Here is a 26,268-nt window from a genome sequence, read left to right as displayed (position 1 = left end):
CGCCGGATGACCGCAGCCCTGTCGACACGGCGCGCCGCCGTGGTGGCGTTCCTGGTATGCCTGGCGCTGGGCCTGGCGCTGGCCTTCGTGCTGTCGCGCGCGGCGCCGGTGCGCTGGATCAACGCCGTGCTGCTGGTGGTGCCTGCCACTCTGGTGTACGCCATCGGCACGGGCTTTTCCACCTTTTACCTGTGCCGCGCCTATCCGCTCAATGGCCGCCGTCCGGCCGCCATCCTGGGCGTGATGGGGGTGGCGGCCCTGTTTGCCGGCTTGTTGTGGGCAACCCTGCTGCAATTCATCAACAGCCTCAGCCTGCTGCCGGAAGTGCCGTGGCTGGGCGTGTCCCTGAACCCGGCTTTGCTGTGGCTGTTTTTTGGTCTCGGCGTATTGCTGTATTGCCTGGCCGGCGCCGTGCATTATCTGCTGCTCGAATTCGTGCGCGCCAAGACGGCCGAGCAGCGCGGGCTGGAAGCGCAGCTGATGGCGCAGCAAGCCCAGCTACGCATGCTGCGCACCCAGATCGATCCGCATTTCCTGTTCAACAGCCTGAACTCGATCAGCGCGCTGACGTCCATTAATCCGGCGGGCGCGCGCACCATGACGGTGGAGCTTGCCAGTTTCTTCCGGCAAAGCCTGAGCCTGGAAGCGCACAAGCACATCACGGTGGCGCAGGAACTGGTACTGATCCGTCACTTCCTGGCGATCGAGCAGGTGCGCTTCGGCCAGCGCCTGCAAGTGGAGGAGGCCATCGATGACGCTGCGCTGGACTGTTTGTTGCCACCCATGCTGATACAGCCGCTGGTGGAAAATGCCGTCAAGCATGGCATCTGCGGCCTGACCGAGGGCGGCGTGATCGTGGTTGACGCGCGGCGCGTGGGCAGCCTGCTGCGTATTCGCGTGAGCAATCCTGTCGACCACGAGCAACTGTCGCCGCGCGGCAATGGCGTCGGGCTGGACAATGTACGCCAGCGCCTGCTGGGCGCCTACGGCCATGAAGCCAGCGTGCACTGGGCGCGCCAGGACGGCGGTTTTGAAGTGAGCATATCGATGCCGGCACAGACCGGTTCCACGGAGGAAGCATAAATGCAAAGCAAGATGCGGGTGGCCATCGTCGACGATGAAATGCTGGCGCGTGCCGTATTGCGCGAATACCTGGCGCGCCATGACGATATCGAGATCGTGGCCGAATGCGCGAATGGCTTTGAAGCGGTGAAAGCCATCGCCGAGCTGGCGCCGGAACTGGTGTTTCTCGACATACAGATGCCGCGCCTGGACGGTTTCGAAGTGGCCGAGCTGATCGGTGCGAAAACCCGGTTGATCTTTGTCACCGCCTACGACCAGTATGCGCTCAAGGCCTTCGAATGCCATGCGCTCGATTATTTGCTGAAACCCTACAGCGAGCAGCGCTTCGAGCAGGCCCTGGCCCATGCGCGCAGTCACCTTGCGCCGGCGGCGGCCTTGCAAGCTGTGGTGCACGAAGCCGCGACACGGGCCGCGCCCCTGTCGCGCATCTTGACGCGCGATGGCGCCACGGTGCATGTGATCCCGGCCGCCAGCATTGCCTATGTCGAGGCGCAGGATGACTACGTCAGCATCTGCGCCGATGGCAAGTGCTGGCTGAAAAGCCAGCGCCTGAGCGAGCTGGAAGCCCAGCTCGACCCCGCAAAGTTCCTGCGCGTGCACAGGTCCTACCTGCTCAATATCGAGGTCATCAGCCGCATCGAACCGGCGACCAGGGACAGCCATGTGGCCATCCTCAACGACGGCACGCGCATTCCGGTCAGCAAGTCAGGCTATCAAAAGCTCAAGATATTGGAAGGCTAGCTCGCGGCTCGATCCGCACGTCCCACCAGGTGGGCAGCAACTGGCGTACTTCGGGCCGCGCAAAGCGGTCGTCGATCAGATAGACCACGCCCTTGTCGGTCTGCGTGCGGATCACGCGGCCGGCCGCCTGTACCACTTTCTGCATGCCCGGGTACAGATACGTATAGTCGTAGCCGGCGCCAAAGATGTCGCCCATGCGCTGGCGTATCTGTTCATTGACCGGGTTGATCTGCGGCAGGCCCAGGGTGGCGATAAACGCGCCGATCAGGCGCGCGCCCGGTAAATCGATGCCTTCGCCAAAGGCGCCACCGAGCACGGCAAAGCCGATGCCGCGCGTTTCCAGTCCGAAGCGCCCCAGGAACTGCGTGCGCGCCGTGTCATCCATGCGGCGCGGCTGCTGCCAGGTGGGCACGTCCGGGAAATGCTGGGCAAACAGGGTGGCGGTCTTTTCCATGTAGTCGAAGCTGCTGAAAAACGCCAGGTAGTTGCCCGGCGCTTCCGCATACTGTTTTGCCATCAGCTGGACGATGGGCAGCAGCGAGGCGGCGCGGTGCTGGTAGCGCGTGGAAATATTGTCAGCCACGCGCACGGCCAGCTGCTCAGCCAGGAAGGGCGAGTCGACGTCGACCCAGGCAGTGCCGGCCGGCATGCCGAGGGTGTCGTTGTAGTAATTCCATGGACTCAAGGTGGCGGAGAACAGGGCCGTGCTGTGGCTGGCCTCGAAGCGGGGTTTCAAAAACGGTGCCGGCACGATATTGCGGATGCAGATGGTCGAGCCGCCGGCCGTCTTGCTGACGTCAAACAGCGAATGGTCGCCGAAACTCTCTGCCAGGCGGTTGATCAGCAGCACGTCGAAATAAAAACGCTGCAAATCTTCATCGAGTGACGCCGCATGCTCGGCCATGTAGTCGCCGATGGCGGTGGCCACGCCCTGCAGCGCGCCGAAGAATTTGTCGGGCAGGGCCGCATGCACCAGGTAGTCTTCGCCTTGTTCCTTGAGCAGCGCGTTCCACTGGCGGTTGAGCCGGTCCAGCGGTTTTTTCAACGGTTCGGGCGCGAACTTGCGCAAGCCCTTCAGCTGGATATGTTCAAGCTCGGCCGTGTACATGCCGCGCGCGCGCGACACCATATTGTGCGCTTCGTCGACCAGCACATTGACCTTCCAGTCATGCGCCAGGGTCATGCCGTACAGCATGGCGCTGAGGTCGAAATAATAGTTGTAGTCGCCGATCACGACATCGCTCCAGCGCGCCAGTTCCATGCCCAGGTAGTAGGGACACACGCCCTGCTGCAGGGCGATGGCGCGCACGGCTTCCTTGTCGAGTATCAGGCCGCTGGCCAGCGCCACTTCGCGCGCCAGCGGCAATCGGTCGTAAAAGCCGCGCGCCAGCGGGCACGATTCGCCATGGCAGGCTTTGTCCGGGTGCTCGCAGGCGCTGCTTTTCGCGCTCAGTTCCAGCACCCGCAGCGGTAGCAGCGGCGCGCTGTTTTTCAGGATGGCGCAGGCGTCGAGCGCCATCTGCCGGCCCGGCACCTTGGCTGCCAGGAAAAACAATTTGTCGAGGCCATGCGCTGCCGTGGCCTTGAGCATCGGAAACAGGCTGCCCACCGTCTTGCCGATGCCGGTGGGCGCTTGCGCCAGCAGGCAGCAGCCGCGGTTGCTGGCCTTGTACATGGCTTCTGCCAGCTGGCGCTGGCCCGGCCGAAAATCGGCGTGGGGAAACGCCATCGCCGCCAGTTGCCGGTCGCGGCTGTCGCGGTGGGTCAGTTCCTGCTCGGCCCAGTCGATAAACAGGGTGCAGTGCTGTTCGAAAAAGATGCGCAGCGCTTCCGCCGTGCATTCCTCGTGCAGGATGGTTTCTTTCTGGCTGGCGATATCGAAATACACCAGCGCCACGCGCAGCATGGGCAGGTTCAGTTGCTGGCACAGCAAATAGCCATAGATGCGCGCCTGCGCCCAGTGCAGCTGGCGGTGGTTGGCCGGCATGGTGGACAGGTCGCCCCGGTAGGTCTTGATTTCTTCCAGCTGGCGGCGGGCCGGATCGTAGCCGTCGGCGCGGCCGCGCACATGCAGCGGGCCGAAGTCGCCGGCCAGGCTGATTTCGCGCTGGTAATCATCGTCGCGCCGGCCGGTCACGGTGGCGTGGCCGGCGATGCCCTCCTGCGCCGTGGGCGAGGGCGTGAAGCGCAGGTCCAGGTCGCCGACTTTCGCGGTAAATTCGCACAGGGCGCGCACGGCAATGGTGTATCGCTTCACGCCGCCACCGCCTGCGACCATTGCAGGTAGCACACGGTCACCGGCATCGCGTGCTGGGCGCAATACGCGATCCAGCGCTGCTGGTTGTCCTGCAGGCGGTCGCCCGGGCCTTTCACTTCGATCATGCGATAACGCTGTTCGGCCGGCCAGAACTGGATCAGGTCGGGAAATCCCGTGCGGTTGCTTTTTATGTCGAGCAAGATGCGTTCAAACGCCTTTTTCAGATGGGTGGCCGGGATGCAGGCCAGGGCCAGCTCCAGCAATTCGCTGTCGAGCACCTGCCAGCTGACAAACGGCGACACGATGCCGGCCTTGGCGGCATGGGTGGCGCGCATGCTGGCGCGGTAGTCGCCATTGTCGAGCTGCGCCAGGCAGGCCGCAAAGTCGTCCAGGCGGCGCGCATGGAAGTCGGCGCTGTGCAGGTCGGCCGGGCCGCGGTGGAACGGGTGGAAAAAGGCGCCCGGGATCGCCTTGAAAATCGTGTGCCAGCACAACAGGCCAAACAGGGAATTGATCAGGGTGTTTTCCACGTAATAGACGGGTGCGTCCTGCTGCGTCAAGTGCTGCAGCACCACGCCTTCCACGTGGCAGCTTTCTTGCGGGAAGGGCAGCAGCAGATCGAGGCGCTCGACCGGCGCGGCTGGCGTGGCGGCCTGTTTCGCGTGGCCCAGTTTGCGCCGCAAGCGGGGCGCCATGCGCAGCAGCAACTGGCGCTCGGCCTCGCTTTCGGGCGCCTGCAGGGCGATCGACAATCGCTCGTAGGCGGCGCCCGGCTGTTCATCCTTTTCCAGTACGCGAATGGCGCGGCCGCGCGCGCCCGGATAGCGGCAGTCGGCGTAGGCGCGGTAGGCGGCGGGCCAGTCCTGCGATTTTTCCAGCTGCTGGGCGATCTGGAATTGCAATTTGTCGCGGCGGCTGGCCAGCCAGGCGTTGTCGCTCACGGGCGCCAGCGCCGCCAGTTCCCGCAGCACCTCGTCGGGGGCGGCGGGCGCGGCCTCGTCGTTGAAGCGCTCGCGGCACTGATGCAGCACTTCGTAGTGGGCGATATCCTGGCGCGTGCGAAAGCCGCGCGAGGCCAGCGAAAACTCCACTTTTTCATATTGATACACGCCTAGGTCGGACAACACGAATTCCGACCAGTCCTGGTGGTAGTTGCCGAAATAAATCAGGCGCAGCCGGTCGCACAGGGGCTGGTTGCATATGCTGTACAGCACGTCGTTCGAGGCCGGATACCAGGCGGAAAACGGCTGTTCGCCCGGATGTTGCTCGCGCAATGCGTCCAGCTGTTCCGTCTTGCGCGCCGCTTTCAAGGGGCCGGCGAGCAGGAATACCTGCTGCAGTTCGGGTTTCAGCAGCAGCTCGAACAGGGTGGCGATATCGATGGCCGGGTCCGCCACCACCCAGCCGGTGGCCAGCAGGGGCAGGGCGGCGCTGCGCGTGTCGCCGATTTCAGCGTAGTTGAGTTTGCTGGCGCGAAACAGACAACCCTTGCGCATCACCAGGCGCACGAACAGCGCGCGCGACGCTTGCGGCAGTTGCGCGAACTGCGCGATGAATTGCGTTTCTTCAACGCTCAGCAGATCGGCATAGCGCTCGCTGATCCAGTTCAGCACGCCCTGGAAGTTCTCCAGATAGTACAAGGGATTGTCCAGGACTCTCAACATGATGGGGCAGGCAGGCTCTTTGATGTTACTTGGATATGGTTTTACTGTGTTTATATACAGTTTAAACCGTGTCGGCCCGCTTGCCCAGCGATTTCCCCTGCGGGTGCGCCAGGCGTTGCGCGGGAACTGATAAATAATCAAATTTGTTTACTTATTGCAAGTCGCCCGGTATATTCTGCATATGAAAAATGTCATCCTGATCACCGCCGCCTGCCTGCTGGCCCTGCTGTCCACCATCGGCGCCTCCTTGCCGTATCCGATCTTGCCACCGCTGTTCGCGGCCGAGGCGCCGAATGCCTTCAATAACTTCATGGGGCTGCCGTCCAAGTTGCTGTTCGGCCTGGCGCTGACCATCAATCCGCTGGGCCTGCTGATCGGCTCGGCCTTGCTGGGGCCGCTGTCGGACCGCTATGGCCGCCGTCCTTTGCTGATGCGCACCGCCGTCGGCGCCGCCATCGGCCATGCGATCACGGCCTGGGCCCTGGTGATCCAGTCCTACCCGCTGTTTATTGTCGCGCGCTTTATCACCGGCCTGCTCGAAGGCAATGGCGCCGTCGCGCGGGCCATGCTGGCCGACCAGTTGCAGGGGCCGCTGCGCCTGCGCGCCATGTCGTGGCTGAACGGCGCTTTTTACCTGGGCTGGCTGGTGGGGCCCATCCTGGCCGGCGCCACCCTGGTGTGGGGCGTGACGGTGCCGTTCTGGATCGCCGCCGGCGCGCTGATGCTGGTGGCCGTGCTGGCGGCGGTCGGCTTGCCGCGCGAAACGCCATCCTTGCTCACGACCTCGTGGTGGCAGGTGGCGCGCGACCGCCATTCGCTGAACCTGCTGCGCCACGAAGAGCTGCGCACCCTGTTCATCGTGCAACTGGCACTGACCTGCGGCGTGGCCAGCTTTTATGAGTTTTATCCGCTGTGGCTGGTTGAAACGGCGCACTACAATGCGCAGGCGATTGCCTGGGTGAACGTGGGCCTGTGCGGCACCATGACCATCACCTCGCTGCTGGCCGGCGGACCCAGCCGCCATGCGCCGCTGCTGCGCGCCGGCTGGTATGCCTGCGCCGTGGCGCTGGCGATCGCCATCCTGGCGATGGGCAATATCTGGGTCGGCATTACCGCCATCGTGCTGTTCGGCATTCCCAACGCGCTGTACAACACGGTGCTGCAAGGCTGGTGCGCCGAGCGTTTCAGCGCGCACGGCCAGGGCGCCGTGATGGGCTTGCTGTCGACCACCTTTTGCATCGCCAATATCATCGTCGCACTGGGCGGCTCGCTGCTGATCCTGATTGACACGCGGCTGGTGCTGGTGGTGGGCGCCTTGTGCGCGGCCTGGTCGGCCTGGCGCATGCATGGCTGGCGCCGGCATTTGAACGCCACCGATGCGCCGGAGCTGAAGGCGGCGGCATGAGCGCCACTGTGGCCACCTCGGAACAGACGCTGTTCCTGCTGAAAATGCGCGGCTCGCAAACGGCGCAGCAACTGGCGGTCTTGCTCGATGTGACCTCGATGGGCGCGCGGCGCCAGCTCGAAGCGGCGCGTGGCAAAGGCCTGGTGACTTTCGAGGACGTGGCCGACAAGGTGGGGCGGCCGTCACGGCGCTGGTCGCTGACGGACGCCGGCCATGCGCGCTTTCCCGACCGCCACGCCGACCTGACCCTGGAACTGATCAGCCAGGTGCGCCAGCTGTTCGGCGACGAGGGACTGGGTAAACTGATCGCCGCGCGCGAGGCGGGCAGCGTAGCGGCCTACCGCGCGCTGATCGATGACGGCGCGCAGCTGTCGGACCGCGTGGCCAGCCTGGCCATGGCGCGCGATGGCGAAGGCTATATGGCCGACAGCAAGGCACAGCCGGACGGCAGCGTGCTGCTGGTGGAAAACCATTGCCCGATCTGCGCGGCGGCAACGGCGTGCCAGAAATTCTGCCGTTCGGAACTGGCGATCTTTCAGCGCGTGCTGGGCGACGATTGCATGGTGGAGCGCAGCGAGTATTTGCTGGAAGGGGGGAGAAGGTGCGTGTACCGGATCGTGCCGATATATAAAACCACGTAAAACCCGCAAATTGCGTGGTCAGGCCCTTATGCCGTCAAGTTAAACTGTGCGATGTATCTAAAAGCACAAGGCGTAGAAACGGCGGGCCGAGACGCGGGTCTGAGAAAATGCCGATGGCGGCGTTGCAGCTCCTTGCCGTACTGGCGTACTGTCTGCGTCGCTGCGCCTTGCCCTCGACATTTTTCAGGCCCGCTTGGCCCGGAATGCCTGCGCGCGATACTGGGGTTGTAATACGGTTCGCCGGTGTGCCTGTGGCTCCGGGACGCCAACTTGCGATATCTGACCCCAGTGTCGCTTATTTCTTCGTCGCTTTCGCCGCCTTCGGCGTGACCTTGTCCACCGCTTCCTGCACGCCGGCCGTCGCCTTGTCCGACGCCTGCGCTACCTGCGCCGAAGCCTTGGCGATCTGCTCTTCCACGGTTTTCACGGCCTGTCTGGTGGCCTTGGTCACTTGCTCGTAGCCGAGGAAGGCGTTGTCGATGGCGGCCTTGACGATGGCGACGGCGTTTTCCGAACCGGGCGGCACGTTTTTCGTCACGTCGTAGATCAGGGCGCTCAAGTTGCTTTTGGCTTCGGCCACATGGGCTTCGGCGGCGGTGGTGAACTCGGTGTGGATGTCCTTGATGATTTCATCGAGCTGCTGCTTGTAGGCCTTGGCGCCGGCCACGCCGGGCTGCAGCTGGGCGGCGGCGGCGGCCATGGCCGCTTTCGGATCCCTGGCCTGGCTGATTTCCTTGCCGGCCGCGATGCTGTCTTCCATGCCGGATTTGGCGGTGGCCATGTTCAAGGCCAGTACTTGCTCCACGCCCTGCACCGCCTTGGTGGTGAGGGTGTTGAAGGTCATCAGCTGGAATTCGAACAGGGCCTTGGTGGCCGATGCGAATTGTTCGGGATTGGTAAACATGTGGTCTCCTCGGTTTGAATAGATACGTTTTTATCTTCCAATACTCTTCGGCACTGCATTGCCATCGCTTGCTGTCAAGCCGGTTGCCCCGTGTTGTTGTGCCCCATTATTTAACAAGCGCCGGTTTTTCGCAACGGCTATCTTTGTACGGTCCCGAGGCCAGTTCCCAGCCGAAGCCCAGGGTCGATTGCGCGCACGACAGGGTGCCATCGACCTTGCTGCGCCATTTGTACCAGGGCGCCGGTGCGGCCCATGCGGCGGTGCAGGCGGCCAGCAGGCTAGCGGCGATCAGCTGCTTCATCTTGTTCTCCAGTGAAGGCGCCGGCCTGTGGCGCGACGACCGGCAGGTGCAAGGTAAACGTGGTGCCGGCCTCGCTGCTGGCCGCCTCGATATGGCCACCGAGCACGCCGGTGACGATATTGTGCGCCACGTGCAGGCCCAGGCCCGAGCCGCCCGAGCCGAGCCGGGTGGTAAAGAAGGGGTCGTAGATGCGCGCCAGGTCGCCGGCGGCAATCCCCGCGCCATTGTCGGCAATCGCGATGCTGATGGTTTTCTCGTCGGCGCTGGCGCGCGCCGTGATGCCGATCGCGCCGCCGCTGCGCCCTTCGAAAGCGTGGCGCACGCAGTTTTCCACCAGGTTGCTCAGCACCTGGCCCAGCGGGCCGGGGTAGCTGTCCATCGCCAGCTCCGGCGCCACGTCCTGGCTCAGGACATGGCCGGCGCCCTTCAACGTGGCCGACAGCGGCAGCATCAGTTCGGCGATGAACTGGCGCAGCAGGAAGTGGCGGCGCTGCGAGCTGGCGCGGTCGACGGCGATCTGCTTGAAGCTCGACACCAGGTCGGCCGCGCGCTGCAGGTTGCGCAGCACGATGGCGTCCGCTTCGCCGGCCTGCGCCAGATAGGTTTCCAGTTCCGAGCGGCGCAAGCCGTCCTGCAGGCCGGCTTGCAGGGCCCGCGTGCGTTCGGCCATGGTGGTGGCCACCACCAGGCCGTTGCCGATCGGCGTATTGAGTTCATGGGCGATGCCGGCCACCAGCGCACCGAGGGCCGCCAGCTTGTCGCGCCGCACCAGTTCATCCCGGGTAATCGACAAGTGTTCGAGGGCCGCCGCCAGTTCGCGGTTGGCCTGTTCCGACTGTTCCTTGGCCAGGGTCAGCGCCGCCGTGCGCTTGGCCACCAGGTCTTCCAGGTGGGCGCGGTGGCGCTGCAGTTCCTGCTCGTGGCGCATGCGGGCGATCGCGATGCCGGCCAGGTCGGCCGCCACGTCGATCAGCACCAGTTCCTGCGGCACCGGGCTGCGCACTTCGCGGTAATACATGGCGAACGAACCGAGTACCGTGTCGTCCTGGCCGAAGATCGGCTGCGACCAGCAGGCGCGCAGGCCGAACGCGGCGGCCATGCCGCGGTAGGGCGCCCACAGCGGATCGTGTTCGATATCGCTGACGACCACCGCCTCGCCGAGGAACATGGCGGTGCCGCAGGAGCCGACGCCGGCGCCGATCCGCACGCCTTCGAGCAGGTCCATGTACTCGCGCGGCAGGCTGGGGGCGGCCACGCTGTGCATGTGCTGCCCATCTTCGTCGAGCAGCATGACGGAACAATACACGCCGCGCGACTGGCCTTCGATCAGCAGCAGCAGGCGCTCCAGGGTGGGCACCAGCGGCGCGCCCTTGGCGATCATTTCCAGCAGCGCGTTCTGGCCGGCGCGCAGCGCTTCGGCCAGGTTGCGCTCGGTCAGGTCGATGATGCGCGCGTGCACCAGCTGGCGGCCCGGTACCGACAAGCGCATCAGCCGGATTTCGCAGGCGATGGCGTGGCCGTCGCGGTGGCAGCACTCGGCGCGGAAGACCACGATCTTGCCTTGCAGCGTATCGTGCATTTTTTCCTGCAGCAGCTGGGTCGAGGCCCGGCCGTCCGCCTGCCGGCCGGGAAAGACGCGCTCGATGCCGCCTTGCAGCAGGGTCGCTTGAGGCATGCCGAACAGCTTTTCGGCCAGGTGATTGGCGTCGATCAGCAGGGCATTGTCGATGTCGAACAGCAGCACCGCATCGGGCGAGCCGGCCAGGATCGAGTGGTAATTGACTTCCAGCGTTTGCGGATGGACGGGGCGCGGCGGCGCGGCGGCAGGGTCACTTTGATGTGTCTTGTGCAGCGCCAGTTCCATCAGGATTTTTTCGGCCACGTCGCGCGCATTGAACGGCATCTTGATATAGTCGCTGGCGCCGGCGCCCACGCTGCGGCCCTGTTCTTCGGCGCTGGGCGAGGACGACATCAGCAGCAGCGGTACGCCATGGCGTTCGGTGGCATTGCGCAGGCGCAGGCAGGTGGCATCGATATTGGCGCCGGCCAGCGCCGCGTCAAGCAGGATCAGGTCGGTGCCACCGGCGGCCAGCTCCACGCCGGCATCGATATCGCCGGCCACGCCGGTGCCCAGGTTATGCCGGTCCAGCACATACAGCAGTTCGCGCATATCGCTGGTGGCGCTGCTGACCAGCAAGACCCTGGCGCGGTCCGCGGTGGGGGAAATCAACTGATTCATGGTGTCGCAATCATGACGCCTGTTCGTGGGCCTAGTATTACATCAAGGCCCTTCACTGTAAATGTTCGACTGGTAACAAAAAGCAATAGTATCCGGCAGTGGTATCCGGCAGGTCAGGCGGCCAGGTCCGCCGGCGCGGCCTGCGCCAGATCGGCGCGCGCCTGTTCGATGCGCGGGTAGTTGTCTTCGATCCAGTCGACCAGCACGGCCAGCCGTTCGGCCGCCTCGCGTCCCAGCGGCGTCAGGCTGTATTCCACCTTGGGCGGTATCACCAGATAGGCCTGGCGCAGCACGAAGCCGTCGCTGCACAGGGCGTCGAGGGTTTGCGCCAGCATTTTTTCGCTGACGCCGCCCACTTCGCGGCGCAGTTCGCTGAAGCGCCTGGTGCCGCTCAGCAGCAGCACCAGCACCAGCACCGCCCAGCGGCTGGTCAGGTGGCTGAGCACGGCCCGCGAAGGGCAGGCGGCCGCCATCAGGTGGGCGCCCTGGTTCTGTTTGGCGAGCGCGGCGCGCATGCTGGCGCCGGGAGTGTCTGTGGACATGGTAGTGACCTTGAAAGAATAAATGTTCATACTTACCAAAAGGTACGTACTTACATTTCGTAAGTGGTGGCGCTATTATAGATTGTTCTCACCCAACAACAAAGGACTCATCATGATCGTCATCACCGGCGCCACCGGCAAGCTGGGCCAGCACGTTATCGCCTCACTGCTGAAAACCGTTCCCGCCAACACCATCATCGCCGCCGTGCGCAATCCGGCCAAGGCCGCCGGCCTGGCCGCGCAAGGCGTGCAGGTACGCCAGGCCGACTACAACGACGGCGCCAGCCTCGACGCGGCGTTCCAGGGCGCGCGCAAAATCCTGCTGATCTCGTCGAGCGAAGTGGGGCGGCGCGCCCAGCAGCACCAGAACGTGATCGATGCGGCCAGGCGCGCCGGCGTGGCATTGCTGGCCTACACCAGCGTCCTGCGCGCCGACACCACGCCGCTGGGCCTGGCGGCCGAACACGTGATCACCGAAGCGGCGATCCGTGCCTCGGGCCTGCCGTTCAGCTTTTTGCGCAATGGCTGGTATCTGGAAAATCACACGGAACACCTGGCCCCGGTGCTGGAGCACGGCGTGGTGCTGGGCGCGGCGCAGGACGGCCGCTTCTCGTCGGCCGCGCGCCGTGATTACGCTGAAGCGGCCGCCGCCGTGCTGACGGCCGCCGCGCCGCAAGCCATCTACGAGCTGGCCGGCGACGACAGTTTTAGCTTGAGCGACTATGCGGCCGAAGTGGCGCGCCAGTCGGGCAAGAGCATCGTGTACAAGGACTTGCCGCAAGCGGATTTCAAGGCGGCGCTGGTGAGCGTGGGCGTGCCGGAAGGCTTTGCCGAACTGCTGGCCGATTCCGACGCGGGCACGGCCAAGGGCGGCCTGGAAGAGCATGGCAAGCAGCTGAGCACCCTGATCCAGCGTCCGACCACCAGCCTGGCCGATGCCGTGAAGACGGCGCTGGCGAAATAAAAGGGGCGGCAGAATGAAAAAAGCCGCAGACTCATGAAAGTCTGCGGCTTTTTTGCGAATTAGGTAATGGTGCCCACGAAGGGACTCGAACCCCTACACCCGAAGGCACATGGACCTGAACCATGCGCGTCTACCAATTCCGCCACGTGGGCACTGATGCTGCTGTATTACTTTATTACTTGACTGCTCTTGCCTTGCTACTTTACTGCGGATAACAACGACAACCGCTCGTTGCTGGTGCCCACGAAGGGACTCGAACCCCTACACCCGAAGGCACATGGACCTGAACCATGCGCGTCTACCAATTCCGCCACGTGGGCATATGTGCTACCGACTACTATTACCTTACTTCTGCTGCTTTACTGCGGATAACAACGAAAACTGCCCGTTGCTGGTGCCCACGGAGGGACTCGAACCCCCACACCCGAAGGCACATGGACCTGAACCATGCGCGTCTACCAATTCCGCCACGTGGGCATTGTGCTGCTTTGCTGCTTTCTTGCTCATCGCTGCGTGTTCTGCAGCGACGGACAAAATCATAAGGGTTGGCGCGCATTCGGTCAATCAACATTTGCTGTTTTCTTCAAGAAAGACTGTTTTCACGTGAAAAAAGCGCCTTCCCTATGAAAACTGCCTGTTTTTATGGCGCAGCAAGGCCATCAGCGCCAGTCCCAGGCCCAGCAGGGGCAGGGTGCCCGGCACGGGCACGGCGAACAGGCTGACGTCCCAGCCGATGGCGTCCAGGGCGATCAGGTCGCTGGCGCTCAGCACCAGCCGTTCGCCATAGGCGACGGTCGGGTCCATGATGCCGAGACCGAGCTGGTCGCGCCAGTGGCTGGCCTGGCGGCCGTCGCCGTGGTAGGCGCCGTTGGCAAACAGCGGTCCGCGCGTGAGGCCGCCATCGAGCGAAAAATACTTGTCGCGGTTGTCGGCCGTCCAGTCGATCACGCCGGCCGCCGTGCTGTCATCGGAGTAGCGAAACAGGTCCAGCGGCGAGACATAGGTAAATTCGATGTCGTCATATGGCCCGCCCAGCGGCGGCGAGTTGTAATCGAGGATGTCGACGCCGCTCAGGAAGCCCAGCGCGTGGCCGATCTCGTGCATGGCGACGCCGATAAAGTCGATCGCGTTGGTGGCGATGCCATTGCCGGGATCGAAATCGAAGGTGAAGTCGCTATTGAACTGGATAAAGCCGTCGCAGTCGCCCAGGCAGCCGGGCAGTGACTGGCCCGGTGGTGCCAGGCCCAGCGCCTTGGCTTCCGCGTTGCTCATGTACAGGTACTGATTATTGTCGTCGCCGTTGTTGTCGATATACGGCACGGCGCTGCCGGGACCGTTCGGATTGTTGGCCGTATTGTTGATCAGTACGCCGAAATCGCCGCCGCCGGGCAGATGCGCCAGTGCCTGATTGTCGTAGGCCGAGGTGACGTCCTGCGCCAAGGCGTTGCGCACGTCGCCGTAGCGGTAGAACGCTTCGCTGGAGCCGGTCTGGCCCAGGATGCTGTTGCCCAGCGAATTGAAGCCGACCGTCAGTTCGATCGTGACGTTGTCTTTCAGCACGCGCGACCATTGCGCGGCGGCGGCCTGGAAGCCCTGCTGCGCCTGCAGCGAGGTGCCGGGAACATATTGCAGGTTGAAGATGGGGGCGGCCAGGCAGGTCAGGGGCAGGCTGGCGGCCAGGCACAGGAAAAATGAACGGGCTTTCATGGTGGCTCCACGGAGTGAGGGGGGTATGCCACCACCACGCAAAAAGCGTGCTCGTCTTTAATAATCAGGGGCTTGCGTTGAAGACAGGGGGATTGACGCCGTGGATTGTCAGAAAGTCCGACAGCCAGGATATGCCGGCAAGAAATGAAAAAAAGCCGCAAACTCGTGAAAGTTTGCGGCTTTTTTGCGAATCCGGTAATGGTGCCCACGGAGGGACTCGAACCCCCACACCCAAAGGCACATGGACCTGAACCATGCGCGTCTACCAATTCCGCCACGTGGGCACTGATGCTGCTTGACAAGTAATACCTGCCAATTCTGCTATTATAGCGACTTGAAGAGTTTTGCGCCAGATGAGCTTTCGCTCCATACTGCACATCAACCCTGTACCGCTTTCCTGTAACGCCTCACCGTTGAAGGTGATTCGCTGCAAGAGACAAGGATTATAGAGCAATATTTGCCGATGTCAAATGCCTGGTGCGCTTTTCCACAAATTTTCATCAAGGAGCGAGCAGGCCTGTTTCCAGTACGCTGTCTGTTAGGCAAACCAAGGCGTCGTCCGGTACACTACGGCCTATCACCGTGTCAATTGACGGTGATGTCATCGGCCTGTTTTCCGTTTGATCACTGTCAATACAACTATAGAAATACTTTTGAGCCAAAATACCCACACCATCCCCAGCCGGGAGGACATTCTCGGCATATTCCGCAGCGTCAACGCGCCTCTCGATCCGCAGTCACTCGGGAAAACGCTGCAAGTGCATGCCGATTCCATGGATGTCCTGGTTCGTCGCCTGAAGGCGATGGAGCGCGACGGCCAGCTCAAGTCTGACGCCAGCGGCATCTTCAGCCTGGCCGACCAGAGCGCGCTGGTGGCCGGTCGCGTGACCAGCCACCGCGACGGTTTCGGTTTCGTGATACCCGACGACGCCAGCGCCGACCTGTTCCTGCCTGAAAAGGAAATGCAGAAAGTGCTGCATGGCGACAAGGTCATGGCCCGCATCGTCGGCACCGACCGCCGCGGCCGCCCGGAAGGCACGATCGTGGAAGTCACCTACCGCGCCAATACCCATGTGATCGGCCGTCTGATCCAGGAAAACGGCACCTGGGTGGTGGCGCCGGAAGACCAGCGCATTGGCCAGGACATCCTGGTGACCGGTTCGGTTGGCAAGGCGAAAGCCGGCCAGATCGTCAGCGTTGAACTGACCGAGCAGCCGATGCGCTTCAAGCAGCCGGTCGGCAAGATCGTCGAAGTGCTCGGTGCGCTGGACGACCCCGGCATGGAAATCGAAATCGCCGTGCGCAAGTTCAATGTGCCGCATATCTTTTCCGCCGCTGCCCTCAAACAAGCTGAAAAGCTGCCGTTCGAAGTGCGCGCCGCCGACCTGAAAGAGCGTGTCGACCTGCGCGACGTGCCGCTGGTCACCATCGATGGCGAAGACGCACGCGACTTCGACGATGCCGTGTACTGCGAGCCGGTCAAGATCGGCCGCACCAAATGCTTCCGCCTGATCGTGGCGATCGCCGACGTCAGCCATTACGTGAAACCGAACGACGCGCTCGACACCGACGCGCTCGAACGCAGCACCTCCGTCTATTTCCCGCGCCGCGTGATCCCGATGCTGCCGGAAAAACTGTCGAATGGCCTGTGCTCGCTGAACCCGGCGGTCGACCGTTTGACCCTGGTGTGCGACGCCGTCGTCAGCGAGAAGGGCGAGCTGAAAGCCTACCAGTTCTACCCGGCCGTGATCCATTCCGCCGCGCGCCTGACGTATGACGAAGTGGCCGCCGTACTGGGCAACACCAAGGGTCCCGAAGCCGCGCGCCGCGCCGATATCCTGCCGCACCTGCAAAACCTGGAACTGGTTTACCGCGCCTTGTTGAAAGCGCGCAGCGAGCGTGGCGCCATCGATTTCGAGACCACCGAAACCTATATCGTCTGCAACAGCGCCGGCAAGATTGAAAAGATCATCCCGCGCACCCGCAACGAGGCGCACAAGATCATCGAAGAGTGCATGCTGGCGGCCAACGTGTGTGCGGCGGACTTGCTGCTGCGCCACAAGCATCCGGGCACCTACCGCATCCACGCCAGCCCGACCAAGGAAAAGCTCACGCAAGTGCGCACCTTCCTCAAGCAAGTCGGCCTGAACCTGACCGGCGGCGACACGCCGACAGCCACCGATTACCAGACTCTGATGCAGCAGATCAAGCTGCGTCCCGACGCGGCCCTGCTGCAGACCATGCTGCTGCGCTCGATGCAGCAAGCCGTCTACAGCCCGGACAATATCGGTCACTTCGGCCTGGCATACGAAGCGTATGCCCACTTCACCAGCCCGATCCGCCGCTATCCCGACCTGCTGACGCACCGCGCCATCAAGGCCATCTTGCAAGGCAAGAAGTACGAGCCGAAATTGTCCGACAAGACCGTGCTCAACACCAACGTGTCGAACGCCACGCGCAAGCAGCAGGCGAAAGACAAGGCGGAAGGCAAGCCGAAGAAAACCGATCTGACGATCTGGGATGCGCTCGGCGTGCATTGCTCGGCCAACGAACGCCGCGCCGACGAAGCGTCGCGCGACGTCGAAGCCTGGCTCAAGTGCTACTTCATGCAGGATAAACTGGGCGAGGAATTCACCGGCACCATCACCGGCGTGACCACCTTCGGCGTGTTCGTGCAACTGGACACCCTGTTTGTCGAAGGCCTGGTGCACGTCACCGAACTGGGCACCGACTACTTCCAGTACGACGATGCGCGCCATGAACTGCGCGGCGAACGCACCGGCAAGCGCTATCAGCTGACCGACCGCCTGACGGTGCAGGTCGCCCGTGTCGACCTGGAAACGCGCAAGATCGATCTGCGCCTGGTCACGGAAGGCGAAGTGGCGGGCGAAGAAGTGTCGGACAAGCCGGCCGGTGGCAAGCGTAACAAGAAATCCATGGTCAAGCCCGGTCCCGCGACCGAGCAGCGCCATGAAATCAAGGCCGGCGGCGCCAATGGCAGCAATGGCGCGGCCAAGCCGAAACGCGGCAAGTCCGCCAGCAACACCCCAGTCGCGGCACCTGCCGCGGCGGCGCCACGCGCAGCAAGAACTGGTTCGAAAACAAGCAAGAAGAAGCGATAGAAGAAACGATACACCATGAAGAATAAAATGATTTTCGGCTTCCACGCCGTGACCTCGCGCCTGCGTCATGAAGCGTCGTCGGTGGAAGAAATTTTTGTCGACGCCAGCCGCGTCGACGGCCGCATGAAGGACATGATCGCCGCCGCCAAGGCCGCCGGCGTGCGCGTCATGCCCGTCGATTCGGCGCGCCTGGACAAGATCGTCGGCACCCGCCGCCACCAGGGCGTGATCGCGTTTGCCTCGCAACTGTCGCTGGCGCGCAACCTTGATGAGCTGCTGGACGCGGTCGACGGCCCGCCGCTGCTGCTGATCCTCGACGGCATCACCGACCCGCACAACCTGGGCGCCTGCCTGCGCGTGGCCGACGGTGTCGGCGCGCATGCCGTGATCGTGCCGAAAGACCGCGCCGTGGGCCTGAACGCCACCGCCGCCAAGGTCGCCAGCGGCGCCGCCGAGACCGTGCCCTACATCACCGTGACGAATCTGGCGCGCACCATGCGCGAACTGAAAGAGCGCGGCATCTGGCTGATCGGCACCTCGGACGACGGCGAAAAAGGCCTGTACGAAGCCGACTTCACGGGCCCGACTGCCCTGGTGATGGGTTCCGAAGGCGAAGGCATGCGCCGTTTGACGCGCGACACTTGCGATATTCTGGTCAATATTCCGATGTTCGGCTCGGTCGAGAGTCTGAACGTGTCGGTCGCCTCCGGTGTGTGTCTCTACGAGGCTCGCCGCCAGCGTATCGCGCTGGAAGCCTGAAAAACGTCCATGGCGGCGTTGCATTGCCTCGCCGTACTATTCGTACTGTCTTCGGCAATGCGCCTTGCCCTGAACGTTTTGTAGCGCTTCCAAAAAGATCAGCCGCCGCCCTCGAGGCGGCGGTTGTTTATCTGCCTCTCCGGCAGCACGCCGCCGAATACGCTACCATTTGCATCCTGTTACCTATTACGAACCACGTCCCATGTTCCACCACCTGCGCGAAGACATCAACAGCATCATCGAACGTGACCCGGCCGCCCGCAATGGCTGGGAGGTGCTGACCTGTTATGCCGGCCTGCACGCCATCGTCATGCACGGCTGGGCGCACTGGTGCTGGCTGCGGCACATGAAGTGGCTGGGCCGTTTTATCTCGTATGTCGCGCGCATCATCACCGGCATCGAAATCCATCCTGGCGCCGTGATCGGCCGCCGCGTGTTTATCGACCATGGCTTCGGCGTGGTGATCGGCGAGACGGCCGTGGTCGGCGACGACTGCACCATCTACCAGGGCGTGACCCTGGGCGGCACCTCGCTGCATACGGGCAGCAAGCGTCATCCCACCTTGGAGCGCGGCGTGATCGTCGGCGCCGGCGCCCAGGTGCTGGGCAGCTTCACGGTGGGCGCCTACGCCAAGGTCGGCTCGAACGCGGTGTTGCTGAAACCCGTGCCGTCCGGCGCCACGGCCGTCGGCAACCCCGCGCATATCGTGCAGAAGGACCTCAACGCCCTGCGCGAAGGCAGCACCGCCCATCTGTTCGCCGCCTACGGCGTCACGCCGAACGGCGACGATCCGCTGTCGAAAGCGCTGCAGGGCCTGATCACGCACGCCGTGGCGCAGGAGCAGCGCATCGAAACCATCCTGGCGACCCTGAAGCGGGCCGGCATTTGCTGCCAGGGTGTGCCCGAGTGTGATAAATTGGATACGGAACAGATGAACAAGCTGGTGGACTAGTGAAAGAGGATGACGCATGAGTACTGAAGCAAGCGCAGCAAACACCGATAATCCCAACCTGCTCGACCCGTTCGAGATCCGCGTACTGGCCGTGCTGGCCGAAAAGGAAGCACTGACGCCGGACAGCTACCCGCTGTCGCTCAACGCCCTGACCAACGGCTGCAACCAGTTGTCCAGCCGCGACCCCGTGATGGCCCTGTCCGAAGAAACCGTGTACGACGTGCTGCAGCGCCTGATGCAGCGCAAATTCGTCAACGGCATCACCCAGGCCGGCGCGCGCGTCGCCAAGTACGAACACCGCATGCGCATCAAATGGTCGCTGGAACAGGACAAGCTGGCCATCCTCACCATCCTGATGCTGCGCGGCCTGCAGACGGCCGGCGAAATCCGCAGCCGCAGCGGCCGCGTGCATGAATTCAAATCCGTGGCCGAAGTGGAATCCGGCCTGCAATTCCTGATCGACAAATACCCGCCGCTGGTGGCCAAGCTGGCCGTCGCCCCCGGCGCGAAAGAGCCGCGCTACGGCCACCTGTTGGGTGGCGCGGAAGCGCTGGCGCAGATCGAGACGGCGGCAGGCTACGCCGGCGCCGTCAGCGCGCCGCAGCAGGGCAGCAGGGTGGCCCAGCTGGAACAGGAAGTGCTGCAGCTGCGCAGCGATTTCGATGGCCTGGCGGCGCAGTTCGAGGCGTTCCGCAAGCAGTTTGAATAAGTCTGGCTTGGAGCCAGAGGCGCGCCATCACTGCGGCATATAAAATTTGAGATACAAGGTATCTCAATCATGCAATGGAGACCCAGGATGGCTACGACAACAATGGTCCACGTTCGCGTGGACGAGCAGCTCAAGGCAGATGCTACCGAGGCATTGAACGCCATGGGCCTGTCCGTTTCAGATGCGGTACGTGTTTTTTTGATGCGTGTGGTGGCAGAAAAACAGATGCCATTCACGCTCAAGGTACCGAACGAGGAAACACGTGCGGCCATGGCTGAAGCGGATGAGATTGCAGGCACGCGGCGTGCCCGTTTTGCGACTGCTTCTGAACTGTTTGATGACCTCGAAAAAGCCAGCAGCCAGTAAGCGAGCTCCTTTTCCAAGAGCGGCGGACTATGCCAAGTCTTTCCTGAAGGACTGGGAACGTCTGTCTCGTGCTGGGCGCTATGACATGCATCGTTTGAAAGAAGCGATGTCTGCTCGTGGCAAATGATATCGCTCTCGGCGCGGAATGGCTCGATCATCCGCTCATTGGCAACTGGGCGGGCCACCGGGAATGTCATATCGGGGGCGACTATCTGCTGCTCTACAAGCTGGACGACACCGCAAAACCTGGTTTGATCATCTTTGTACGTGCCGGCTCACATGCCGATCTCTTCGAGTAACTGACTAATTCGCCTGATAATTGGCCGGATCGATGGCCGGCGTGCCATGGTGGCCAAACACGTCGCCGCCGTTCGGGTGCTTTTGTGTGCGGCGCTTTTCCTCTGGCAGGATATTTATCTTGCTGTCAGCTGGCGCCAGTTCTTTCGCTTTTTCAGCGTCTACCTGATTTCGCGGCGCCGGCCGGTATCAGGCGGCCCGCACCACTCGCACGCTGTCACGCCCCTCGCGCTTGGACGCGTACAAGGCGGCGTCACCCAGTTCGAGCAGCGCGGATAAACTTGCCGGCGGCTGCTCGAACAGCGTGGCGCCCACGCTCAGGGTCACCGCCTTGGGCGTGGCAAACGCCTGCTGCGCCATCTGTCCGAACATGCCGCGCAAGGCATTCCCCAGCGTGACCACGCTGTCGCTGCTGGCGCCGCGCAGCAGGATCACGAACTCATCCCCACCCAGCCTGGCGGCCAGGGCGCTCTGCGGCAAGGTATTGCAGATCATTTCGCTCAGCGCCACCAGCAATCTGTCGCCGGCACTGTGGCCGTGCAGGTCGTTGACCTGCTTGAAGTTGTCGATATCGATCAGCAGCAAGGCACCGGGACTGTGCGGCGTGGCCTGTGCCAGCAGGCCGGGCGCGCGCTGGTCCAGGGCGCGGCGGTTGTACAGCGCCGTGAGCGGGTCGCGCGCGGCCAGCTGCCCGATGCGTTCTTCGCGGCGGTGGCGCTCCGTGCCGGTCATGGACAAGGCGATCAGCATGATCGCCATGGCGCCCTCCACCAGCGAAATCCGGATCACCTCGCCATGGAAGGCGGCCAGGTCGACGAAGGCATCGAGCGCAACGATCGATGCGGCCTTGGCAAAGTAAAACAGGCCATGCAGCAGCAGGACGTAGCGCAGCTGCACCGCGCCCACACTCAGTGAAACGCCATGGGGGCGCAGCAGGAAGCTGGCGCGCAGGCTGACGCCTGCAATGAGCAGCGACTGGATGACGAACATGACCCTGGACCACCACGCCGCGTCGGGCAGCAGCAGCACGGCCAGCCAGGCAAGGGCAAGCAGGTACCACGCGCGCGACAGGCGCGTGTCCGTGAACCTGGCGACGCCAGCCAGGAACAGCCAGTGGGCGGCGATCAGCAAGCCGTTGGCAAACCAGATACCGATCAGCAAGTAGCCGCTGGTGCGCAGCAGGGCCAGGGTGCAGCCGACGGTGATGACGGCGAACCCCGCGCTCCAGAACAGCAGCGATTTTTCGCGCACGCTGCGCCACTCCACGGCCAGGTAAAGCGCGGCGGCAGCGGCCAGCGCGGTCGAGAGGATAAGGATGGTGGAGGGATCGAGTGCCATGTATCAGGAGGGACGTGAGTATCCTCGGATTAACCGATGAAGTGAGGGACGCTATTTTAGCGTTCTTCACGACAAGTGTAGCCCATCTTTATCGACCACAAGTATCAAGCTGGAGGCGATGTCTCACCCGCTGGCTGAAGCTTATGAGATTGCAGGCACGCGATGTGCCCGTTTTGCTACAGCGGCTGTTGCGTCACCTTCTGAAACTGACTAATTCGCCGGGTAATTCGCCGGATCGATGGCCGGCGTGCCATGGTGGCCAAACACGTCGCCGCCGTTCGGGTGCTGTTGTGTGCGGCGTTTTTCCTCCGGCGGCGGACTGACCAGCACGATGGACGCTTCCCGAGGGTTGCGCAGGTTGACCGCCGCGCTGACGCCGCCATCGCGGTAGCTGCCCATCAAGCCGATGGCGATTTGCACGAACCAGGTAGCCGCACCCGTGTTGCCGAGACGCCGGTCGGTGTCGATCCACTGTGCGGGGTTGCCGCTGTCGAGTTCGGTGCCGCCATCTTCTGCGTGCTTCATCAAGGTCCTGTGCAGCGTGATTAACTGTTGCGTGTCGCCGCCGGTGGCGGCCACCAGGCGTGCCGGCGCCGCCGGCCGTTCTGTCTCGGGCAGGCTGCGCAGCGCTTCCCGCCAGCCCGCCTGCAAAGCCTGTTCGCGCTGGTCGCGGCGCGTCAGGAGCTTGCCGTCCGCGTCGACCATTGTCACGAAGGTGGGGCGGTGGATAAAGCCCAGGGTGGGCAGGCGGTCCAGCTGGGCCAGCTGTTCACGGTTGAAAGGCATCGGAAACCAGGGCGTCGGCTGCCAGTCCTTCGGCGGGTGGTAATTGCGGCCATGCAGCTTGTCGAGCCGGCTGAAGCTGCCGGTGCCGCGAATATCGGTACGGCGGGCGAACTGGGCGGCGACGGGCAGCCATTCTTCGATGGTGGGCTGGCGCATGGTAAATGCGTCCGGGTTCTCTTTCTTGCGGGGATGAGGCACGCTACTCATCAGCGCGTCATACGCGAGATACAGCCGTCGCGCCACCCCGTAATTGTTCAGGTCATCGACGCTGTCCTCGGGCGGCGCATCTTCAAACGCAAACTTGCGTACGGCATCAATGCGATCGCGCCGGGCCAGCACAAACAGGGCGGATGCATCAGGCATTTCAGGGATGTAGTAACCGTTCCTGACCAGCGATAATGATCCATCAGGACGGTACAAGTCGCGCGTGGACATGCTGTCCTCGGAATTGAGCACGATGTAAGGCACGTCGGGGTTGGCATCGAAAAAGGCAAATACATCTTCCAGAATACGATCAGGGTGTTCACTGAGGTGGCGCGGACCGGCAGCAAACAGATGCCAATGCAAGCCGGATGAGGAGTAGCCACCGGCCAAGCCTATTGCTGGTGAGTCGGGACTGTCCAACATTCGGGTGTTATAAATGGGTGGCTCGGCATTAAATACAGGCACACCGAAATACATGGGCAGGTATTTCGCACCGTTTTCCAGCGTGTCGCCACCACGGCCGCCGGCAATGCCTGACCTTTCCATTTCATCCCATGTATATTTCCGGACATCTTGCTCGCGTATGCTCGCATGCGCATTTCCTTTTTGCAGGGCTTCCCATAGCTTGCCCTGGCGATATTTATCCAGCGTCACGCCAAGCCCGATCACTTCCAGCATATATTCGCGCCGGGATTGCTCGGTGACCGGCGCAGCTTGTACGATCGGCTTGGCCGCTGGCACGGGGTTCTGTTGATTGAACCAGCGCGTGCCAAGCAAGCTTGCGGCAACGATAGGTGGTATCAGCAAAAGCGATTGGAGGTACTTTCCGGCCTGGCTGGTCATCGTGCGCTCCTGTAAGAGGACCTGTTTTTCATTTTGGAATATCGTTGATGGCTCGACGGCTGAGGGGAGGAAAGACAGATTCGGTGCGCCGTCCATTGACCGTTTCGCACACAACAGTGGAAGGCAAACCTGCCTGCAAAGCTGGAACACAGGCAGGCAATCGTCCCGAACTATAGTAGTCAGCATTGCCTTCAATAACTTTCTTGCGTTGTGCTGGTTCTGCAGCCCAGTAAACTGAAAATTTTGTTAAAAAATCATCCCATCTAAGGATGGATGGCCGTACTGGATTACGTAGATCGTTTTGCAACCGCCAATCCGCCACCGCACATAAATACCGGTAGAACTTGGGATCACTGCTTGCTTTGCCGCCGCCAATCGCCACGTCATACGCGGTCACATGGCGATGATTTTCCGCGTTGCCGATAATCGCGCCGTGGAAGGACTTGGGGCTGATTTCATGCTGCCAGCGCTTGCGCGCCGCATTGGGCGTTTCCAGGGGATCGATATACAGCTGGTCGCCGCCGTACGGGTAGCGCGCGACACGTTCGAGCTTGCGCCAGTCTCCTGGCGTCTTGCCCAGATTGAGTGCTTGCTCCACCTGTTTGTGCGCAGCCGGGCTGAAAGGGCCATAGTCATGTACTGCTTTCCGGTCAGGCTCGGCACGAGGATCCGTGACGACTTCTCTCGGAAGCTTGCGCAAGCCCTGGCCGCTGGTCACGGCGATGGCGGCGTCGATCGGGTCGACTTCTTCGCACGGGCCTTGCTCCTTGCGCGGCAGCGTGGTCTGGCTTGAGTCGGCGGGGAACTGGCCGGGACGCAGTTCTCCGCCATCGAGCACGGCGGCCGTGGGCACGTTCAGCGCTTCGCCGTTGATGGTGCGCAGGCCTTCACGCCGGCCCGCTCCGGTCGAAAAGATATTCCATTTGCCGGGCGGCACGGGCGGCCACCGGGCCTCGTCGTGGCTGGCGCGATGACCCCGGTTGGCGCCGGCCACATGGGCGTGGTCGTCCTCGCCATCAAGGCGCAGGGCGAAATCGTGCGGCGGCAGGCCGACCAGCACCGGGCCGGTGGTTTTCTTTGCCGGATCGAGGCACCGTTTGGCGGTAAACACGCGCTGGTAAAATCCCGCGCCGAGCTCCCGCAAAGGCTGGCGGCGCTGGTATTCCTTTTCCCAGTAGGTGGGGCCGTCGCCCCAGATGCTTTTTTCCTTCTTGCCTTTTGTCGTCGACAGGCGGTTGCCGCCCAGGTGATCGGGCACGCCCTGCCAGCCGATGCCCTGCATATTGTCCAGCGCGACCGTCATGTCTTCCGGGCAGAAGTACAGATACACCTTGCCGCGGTTGTCGCGGTCCGCCTCGGCTTTCCACGGTGCGCCTGCCATGCCGTGGCACAGCGTATCGTCCTTGATCTGGCCGAAGGCGGGCGTGGCGTGCTTTTTCGCGACCACGCCCTGCACGATATTCACCAAGGTCTGCAGGCGGGCATGGAAAGTCTGGCGGTTGTTGATGGCGTCATATTGGCCTTCCATCGCCGGGTCCTGGCCGCCGCCAAAGATTCGGCTTGTTTCGATGGTGCCGAAAAACATGGTGGTCTCTTCCACCAGGCTGTAGGGCGGATGCGTGAGGATCAGGGTATCGGCCGGCCGCTTGCCTTCGTCCAGCAAAAATGCTTGCGCCAGCAGCGAAATCAGGCAGCCCTGGCTGTGCGCGACGATGGAGACCACTTCGTTGCTGTCGTAGTCGCGGATCATGGCGATCAGGGCCGCCAGGCGCCTGGCGGCCAGCACCATGTACATGCGTCCCGGCGCCGTCATCAATGGCTGCACCGGATCGCCGCCCACGTCGAGCGGCGAATACAGACCCTTGTTCCACATGTCGGGCAGGGTATTGGTGGCGTTGCCGAAGGGGCCGCCATTTTTCGACATGTCCTTGTCGAGCCGGTTGCCGTGGCGGTCGGTGTTCTGGCCATTGACGACCTTGGCCGCATTGCTGCGCTCCCGGAAACCCCAGTAAAACGGGATCACCGGGCTGTTGGTGGTATCGACCAGATGGCGCTTGAAGTAGATCGCATCCGGGTCCGGCTCCAGCTTGTCCTTGTCGCCTGGCTGCGGCATGCGCCAGACTGCGGGGCGCAAGATCGCCGGCCCGCCTTCACGCATGCCATACAGGCGCGCATCGAGCCCCTGGCACAGTCCCTTTTCAATCGCCTCGAAGCTGGTGCCTACATCGTTGACGCCGTGGATCACGATCACATTGCCGGGCAGCTCGCGCCGCACGCGTACATGCGCCAGTTGCTGCGGTGGACGTCCACACTGCAGCAGCGCCTGTTCGCTGCCGGTCACATAGGGAATCTTCGGATATGCCATCGCCGCGCCTGTGTTCCATGCTGCTGGGAAACACAGTGTAGGGCGATGGCGGCTGCTTGCAGTGACTCAGTTAGTGCTT

21 protein-coding genes and 4 tRNA genes are annotated in these 26,268 nt (G+C 62.9%); 11 read left to right on the top strand and 14 right to left on the bottom strand.

Translation table 11 applies throughout. The annotated features are described in order from the left end of the window. The first annotated feature begins 6 nt into the window (after nucleotides 1-6). Together Q8L25_RS25585 and Q8L25_RS25580 are read left to right on the top strand one after the other, a co-directional pair. A complete protein-coding gene (locus Q8L25_RS25585; protein ID WP_308922076.1) occupies nucleotides 7-1,083 on the top strand; it encodes a histidine kinase in 1,077 nt (358 codons plus the stop codon). A 12-nt stretch (nucleotides 1,084-1,095) separates the two neighbouring features. Further along, nucleotides 1,096-1,824 carry a LytTR family DNA-binding domain-containing protein gene (locus tag Q8L25_RS25580; protein ID WP_308925804.1) on the top strand — a complete coding sequence of 243 codons (729 nt, stop codon included), beginning with the start codon at nucleotides 1,096-1,098 and terminating at the stop codon, nucleotides 1,822-1,824. Here Q8L25_RS25580 and Q8L25_RS25575 read toward each other — a convergent pair. After that, nucleotides 1,805-4,102: a helicase C-terminal domain-containing protein gene (locus Q8L25_RS25575; RefSeq protein ID WP_374694201.1), complete on the bottom strand. Its 2,298-nt coding sequence runs from the start codon at nucleotides 4,100-4,102 to the stop codon at nucleotides 1,805-1,807. The genes Q8L25_RS25580 and Q8L25_RS25575 overlap by 20 nt on opposite strands. After that, nucleotides 4,078-5,745 carry a VRR-NUC domain-containing protein gene (locus Q8L25_RS25570; protein ID WP_308922074.1) on the bottom strand — a complete coding sequence of 556 codons (1,668 nt, stop codon included), beginning with the start codon at nucleotides 5,743-5,745 and terminating at the stop codon, nucleotides 4,078-4,080. Before Q8L25_RS25570 ends, Q8L25_RS25575 begins: the two co-directional genes overlap by 25 nt. A 181-nt stretch (nucleotides 5,746-5,926) precedes the next feature. Here Q8L25_RS25570 and Q8L25_RS25565 point away from each other — a divergent pair, with 181 nt between their 5' ends. Next, the gene (locus Q8L25_RS25565) at nucleotides 5,927-7,150 is read left to right on the top strand and encodes an MFS transporter (protein ID WP_308922073.1); all 1,224 of its coding nucleotides are present in this window, start codon (nucleotides 5,927-5,929) and stop codon (nucleotides 7,148-7,150) included. Next, the gene (locus Q8L25_RS25560; protein ID WP_308922072.1) at nucleotides 7,147-7,791 is read left to right on the top strand and encodes a transcriptional regulator; all 645 of its coding nucleotides are present in this window, start codon (nucleotides 7,147-7,149) and stop codon (nucleotides 7,789-7,791) included. The genes Q8L25_RS25565 and Q8L25_RS25560 overlap by 4 nt, the downstream gene beginning before the upstream one ends. A 295-nt stretch (nucleotides 7,792-8,086) precedes the next feature. Here the strand turns inward: Q8L25_RS25560 and phaP are convergent, their stop codons facing one another. From phaP to Q8L25_RS25540, 4 genes are all read right to left on the bottom strand, one after another. Next, the gene (gene phaP / locus Q8L25_RS25555) at nucleotides 8,087-8,695 is read right to left on the bottom strand and encodes a TIGR01841 family phasin (protein WP_308922071.1); all 609 of its coding nucleotides are present in this window, start codon (nucleotides 8,693-8,695) and stop codon (nucleotides 8,087-8,089) included. Between the two features lie 106 nt (nucleotides 8,696-8,801). Further along, complete coding sequence (locus Q8L25_RS25550; RefSeq protein ID WP_308922070.1) at nucleotides 8,802-8,996, bottom strand: hypothetical protein; 195 nt, start codon at nucleotides 8,994-8,996, stop codon at nucleotides 8,802-8,804. After that, the gene (locus Q8L25_RS25545; protein ID WP_308922069.1) at nucleotides 8,974-11,235 is read right to left on the bottom strand and encodes an ATP-binding protein; all 2,262 of its coding nucleotides are present in this window, start codon (nucleotides 11,233-11,235) and stop codon (nucleotides 8,974-8,976) included. Before Q8L25_RS25545 ends, Q8L25_RS25550 begins: the two co-directional genes overlap by 23 nt. A 113-nt stretch (nucleotides 11,236-11,348) precedes the next feature. Further along, nucleotides 11,349-11,777: a helix-turn-helix domain-containing protein gene (locus tag Q8L25_RS25540; RefSeq protein WP_308922068.1), complete on the bottom strand. Its 429-nt coding sequence runs from the start codon at nucleotides 11,775-11,777 to the stop codon at nucleotides 11,349-11,351. Between the two features lie 112 nt (nucleotides 11,778-11,889). Here Q8L25_RS25540 and Q8L25_RS25535 point away from each other — a divergent pair, with 112 nt between their 5' ends. After that, nucleotides 11,890-12,741 (top strand): SDR family oxidoreductase, encoded by an 852-nt coding sequence (locus Q8L25_RS25535; protein ID WP_308922067.1) that lies wholly within the window; start codon nucleotides 11,890-11,892, stop codon nucleotides 12,739-12,741. 67 nt (nucleotides 12,742-12,808) lie between these two features. On the opposite strand, the gene Q8L25_RS25530 is transcribed toward Q8L25_RS25535, so the two are convergent. From Q8L25_RS25530 to Q8L25_RS25510, 5 genes are all read right to left on the bottom strand, one after another. Next, a tRNA-Leu gene (locus Q8L25_RS25530) sits at nucleotides 12,809-12,893 on the bottom strand. 83 nt (nucleotides 12,894-12,976) lie between these two features. Then, nucleotides 12,977-13,061: transfer RNA gene (locus tag Q8L25_RS25525), tRNA-Leu, on the bottom strand. Between the two features lie 72 nt (nucleotides 13,062-13,133). After that, nucleotides 13,134-13,218, bottom strand: a tRNA-Leu gene (locus Q8L25_RS25520). A gap of 144 nt (nucleotides 13,219-13,362) precedes the next feature. Next, nucleotides 13,363-14,448, bottom strand: a complete 1,086-nt coding sequence (locus Q8L25_RS25515; protein WP_308922066.1) for an NF038122 family metalloprotease — start codon at nucleotides 14,446-14,448, stop codon at nucleotides 13,363-13,365. Nucleotides 14,449-14,647: 199 nt separating this feature from the next. Continuing rightward, nucleotides 14,648-14,732: transfer RNA gene (locus Q8L25_RS25510), tRNA-Leu, on the bottom strand. Between the two features lie 369 nt (nucleotides 14,733-15,101). On the opposite strand from Q8L25_RS25510, the gene rnr reads away from it, so the two are divergent. The 6 genes from rnr to Q8L25_RS25480 all read left to right on the top strand — a co-directional run bounded on the left by rnr (nucleotide 15,102) and on the right by Q8L25_RS25480 (nucleotide 20,655). After that, nucleotides 15,102-17,570, top strand: a complete 2,469-nt coding sequence (rnr, locus tag Q8L25_RS25505) for a ribonuclease R (RefSeq protein ID WP_308922065.1) — start codon at nucleotides 15,102-15,104, stop codon at nucleotides 17,568-17,570. Nucleotides 17,571-17,585: 15 nt separating this feature from the next. Next, nucleotides 17,586-18,329, top strand: a complete 744-nt coding sequence (gene rlmB, locus Q8L25_RS25500) for a 23S rRNA (guanosine(2251)-2'-O)-methyltransferase RlmB (RefSeq protein WP_308922064.1) — start codon at nucleotides 17,586-17,588, stop codon at nucleotides 18,327-18,329. A 202-nt stretch (nucleotides 18,330-18,531) separates the two neighbouring features. Continuing rightward, nucleotides 18,532-19,281, top strand: a complete 750-nt coding sequence (gene cysE, locus Q8L25_RS25495) for a serine O-acetyltransferase (protein ID WP_308922063.1) — start codon at nucleotides 18,532-18,534, stop codon at nucleotides 19,279-19,281. Nucleotides 19,282-19,297: 16 nt separating this feature from the next. Then, nucleotides 19,298-19,990, top strand: a complete 693-nt coding sequence (locus Q8L25_RS25490; RefSeq protein ID WP_308922062.1) for a YceH family protein — start codon at nucleotides 19,298-19,300, stop codon at nucleotides 19,988-19,990. 87 nt (nucleotides 19,991-20,077) lie between these two features. Further along, nucleotides 20,078-20,356: a type II toxin-antitoxin system RelB/DinJ family antitoxin gene (locus Q8L25_RS25485; protein WP_308922061.1), complete on the top strand. Its 279-nt coding sequence runs from the start codon at nucleotides 20,078-20,080 to the stop codon at nucleotides 20,354-20,356. A 116-nt stretch (nucleotides 20,357-20,472) separates the two neighbouring features. Further along, entirely contained in the window at nucleotides 20,473-20,655 is a 183-nt protein-coding gene (locus Q8L25_RS25480) for a type II toxin-antitoxin system YafQ family toxin (protein ID WP_308922060.1), read from the top strand. A 187-nt stretch (nucleotides 20,656-20,842) separates the two neighbouring features. Here Q8L25_RS25480 and Q8L25_RS25475 read toward each other — a convergent pair whose 3' ends face one another. The 3 genes from Q8L25_RS25475 to Q8L25_RS25465 all read right to left on the bottom strand — a co-directional run bounded on the left by Q8L25_RS25475 (nucleotide 20,843) and on the right by Q8L25_RS25465 (nucleotide 26,189). After that, on the bottom strand, nucleotides 20,843-21,991 hold the full coding sequence (locus Q8L25_RS25475; protein WP_308922059.1) for a GGDEF domain-containing protein: 1,149 nt from the start codon (nucleotides 21,989-21,991) through the stop codon (nucleotides 20,843-20,845). Between the two features lie 210 nt (nucleotides 21,992-22,201). Then, nucleotides 22,202-23,824: a DUF2875 family protein gene (locus Q8L25_RS25470; RefSeq protein WP_308922058.1), complete on the bottom strand. Its 1,623-nt coding sequence runs from the start codon at nucleotides 23,822-23,824 to the stop codon at nucleotides 22,202-22,204. Nucleotides 23,825-23,852: 28 nt separating this feature from the next. Then, complete coding sequence (locus tag Q8L25_RS25465; protein WP_308922057.1) at nucleotides 23,853-26,189, bottom strand: DUF3274 domain-containing protein; 2,337 nt, start codon at nucleotides 26,187-26,189, stop codon at nucleotides 23,853-23,855. Nucleotides 26,190-26,268 lie beyond the last annotated feature (79 nt).

The sequence above is a fragment of the Janthinobacterium sp. J1-1 genome, from assembly GCF_030944405.1.
Taxonomy (GTDB): Bacteria; Pseudomonadota; Gammaproteobacteria; order Burkholderiales; family Burkholderiaceae_D; genus Janthinobacterium.
This window is presented reverse-complemented; position numbering and strand designations above follow the sequence as displayed.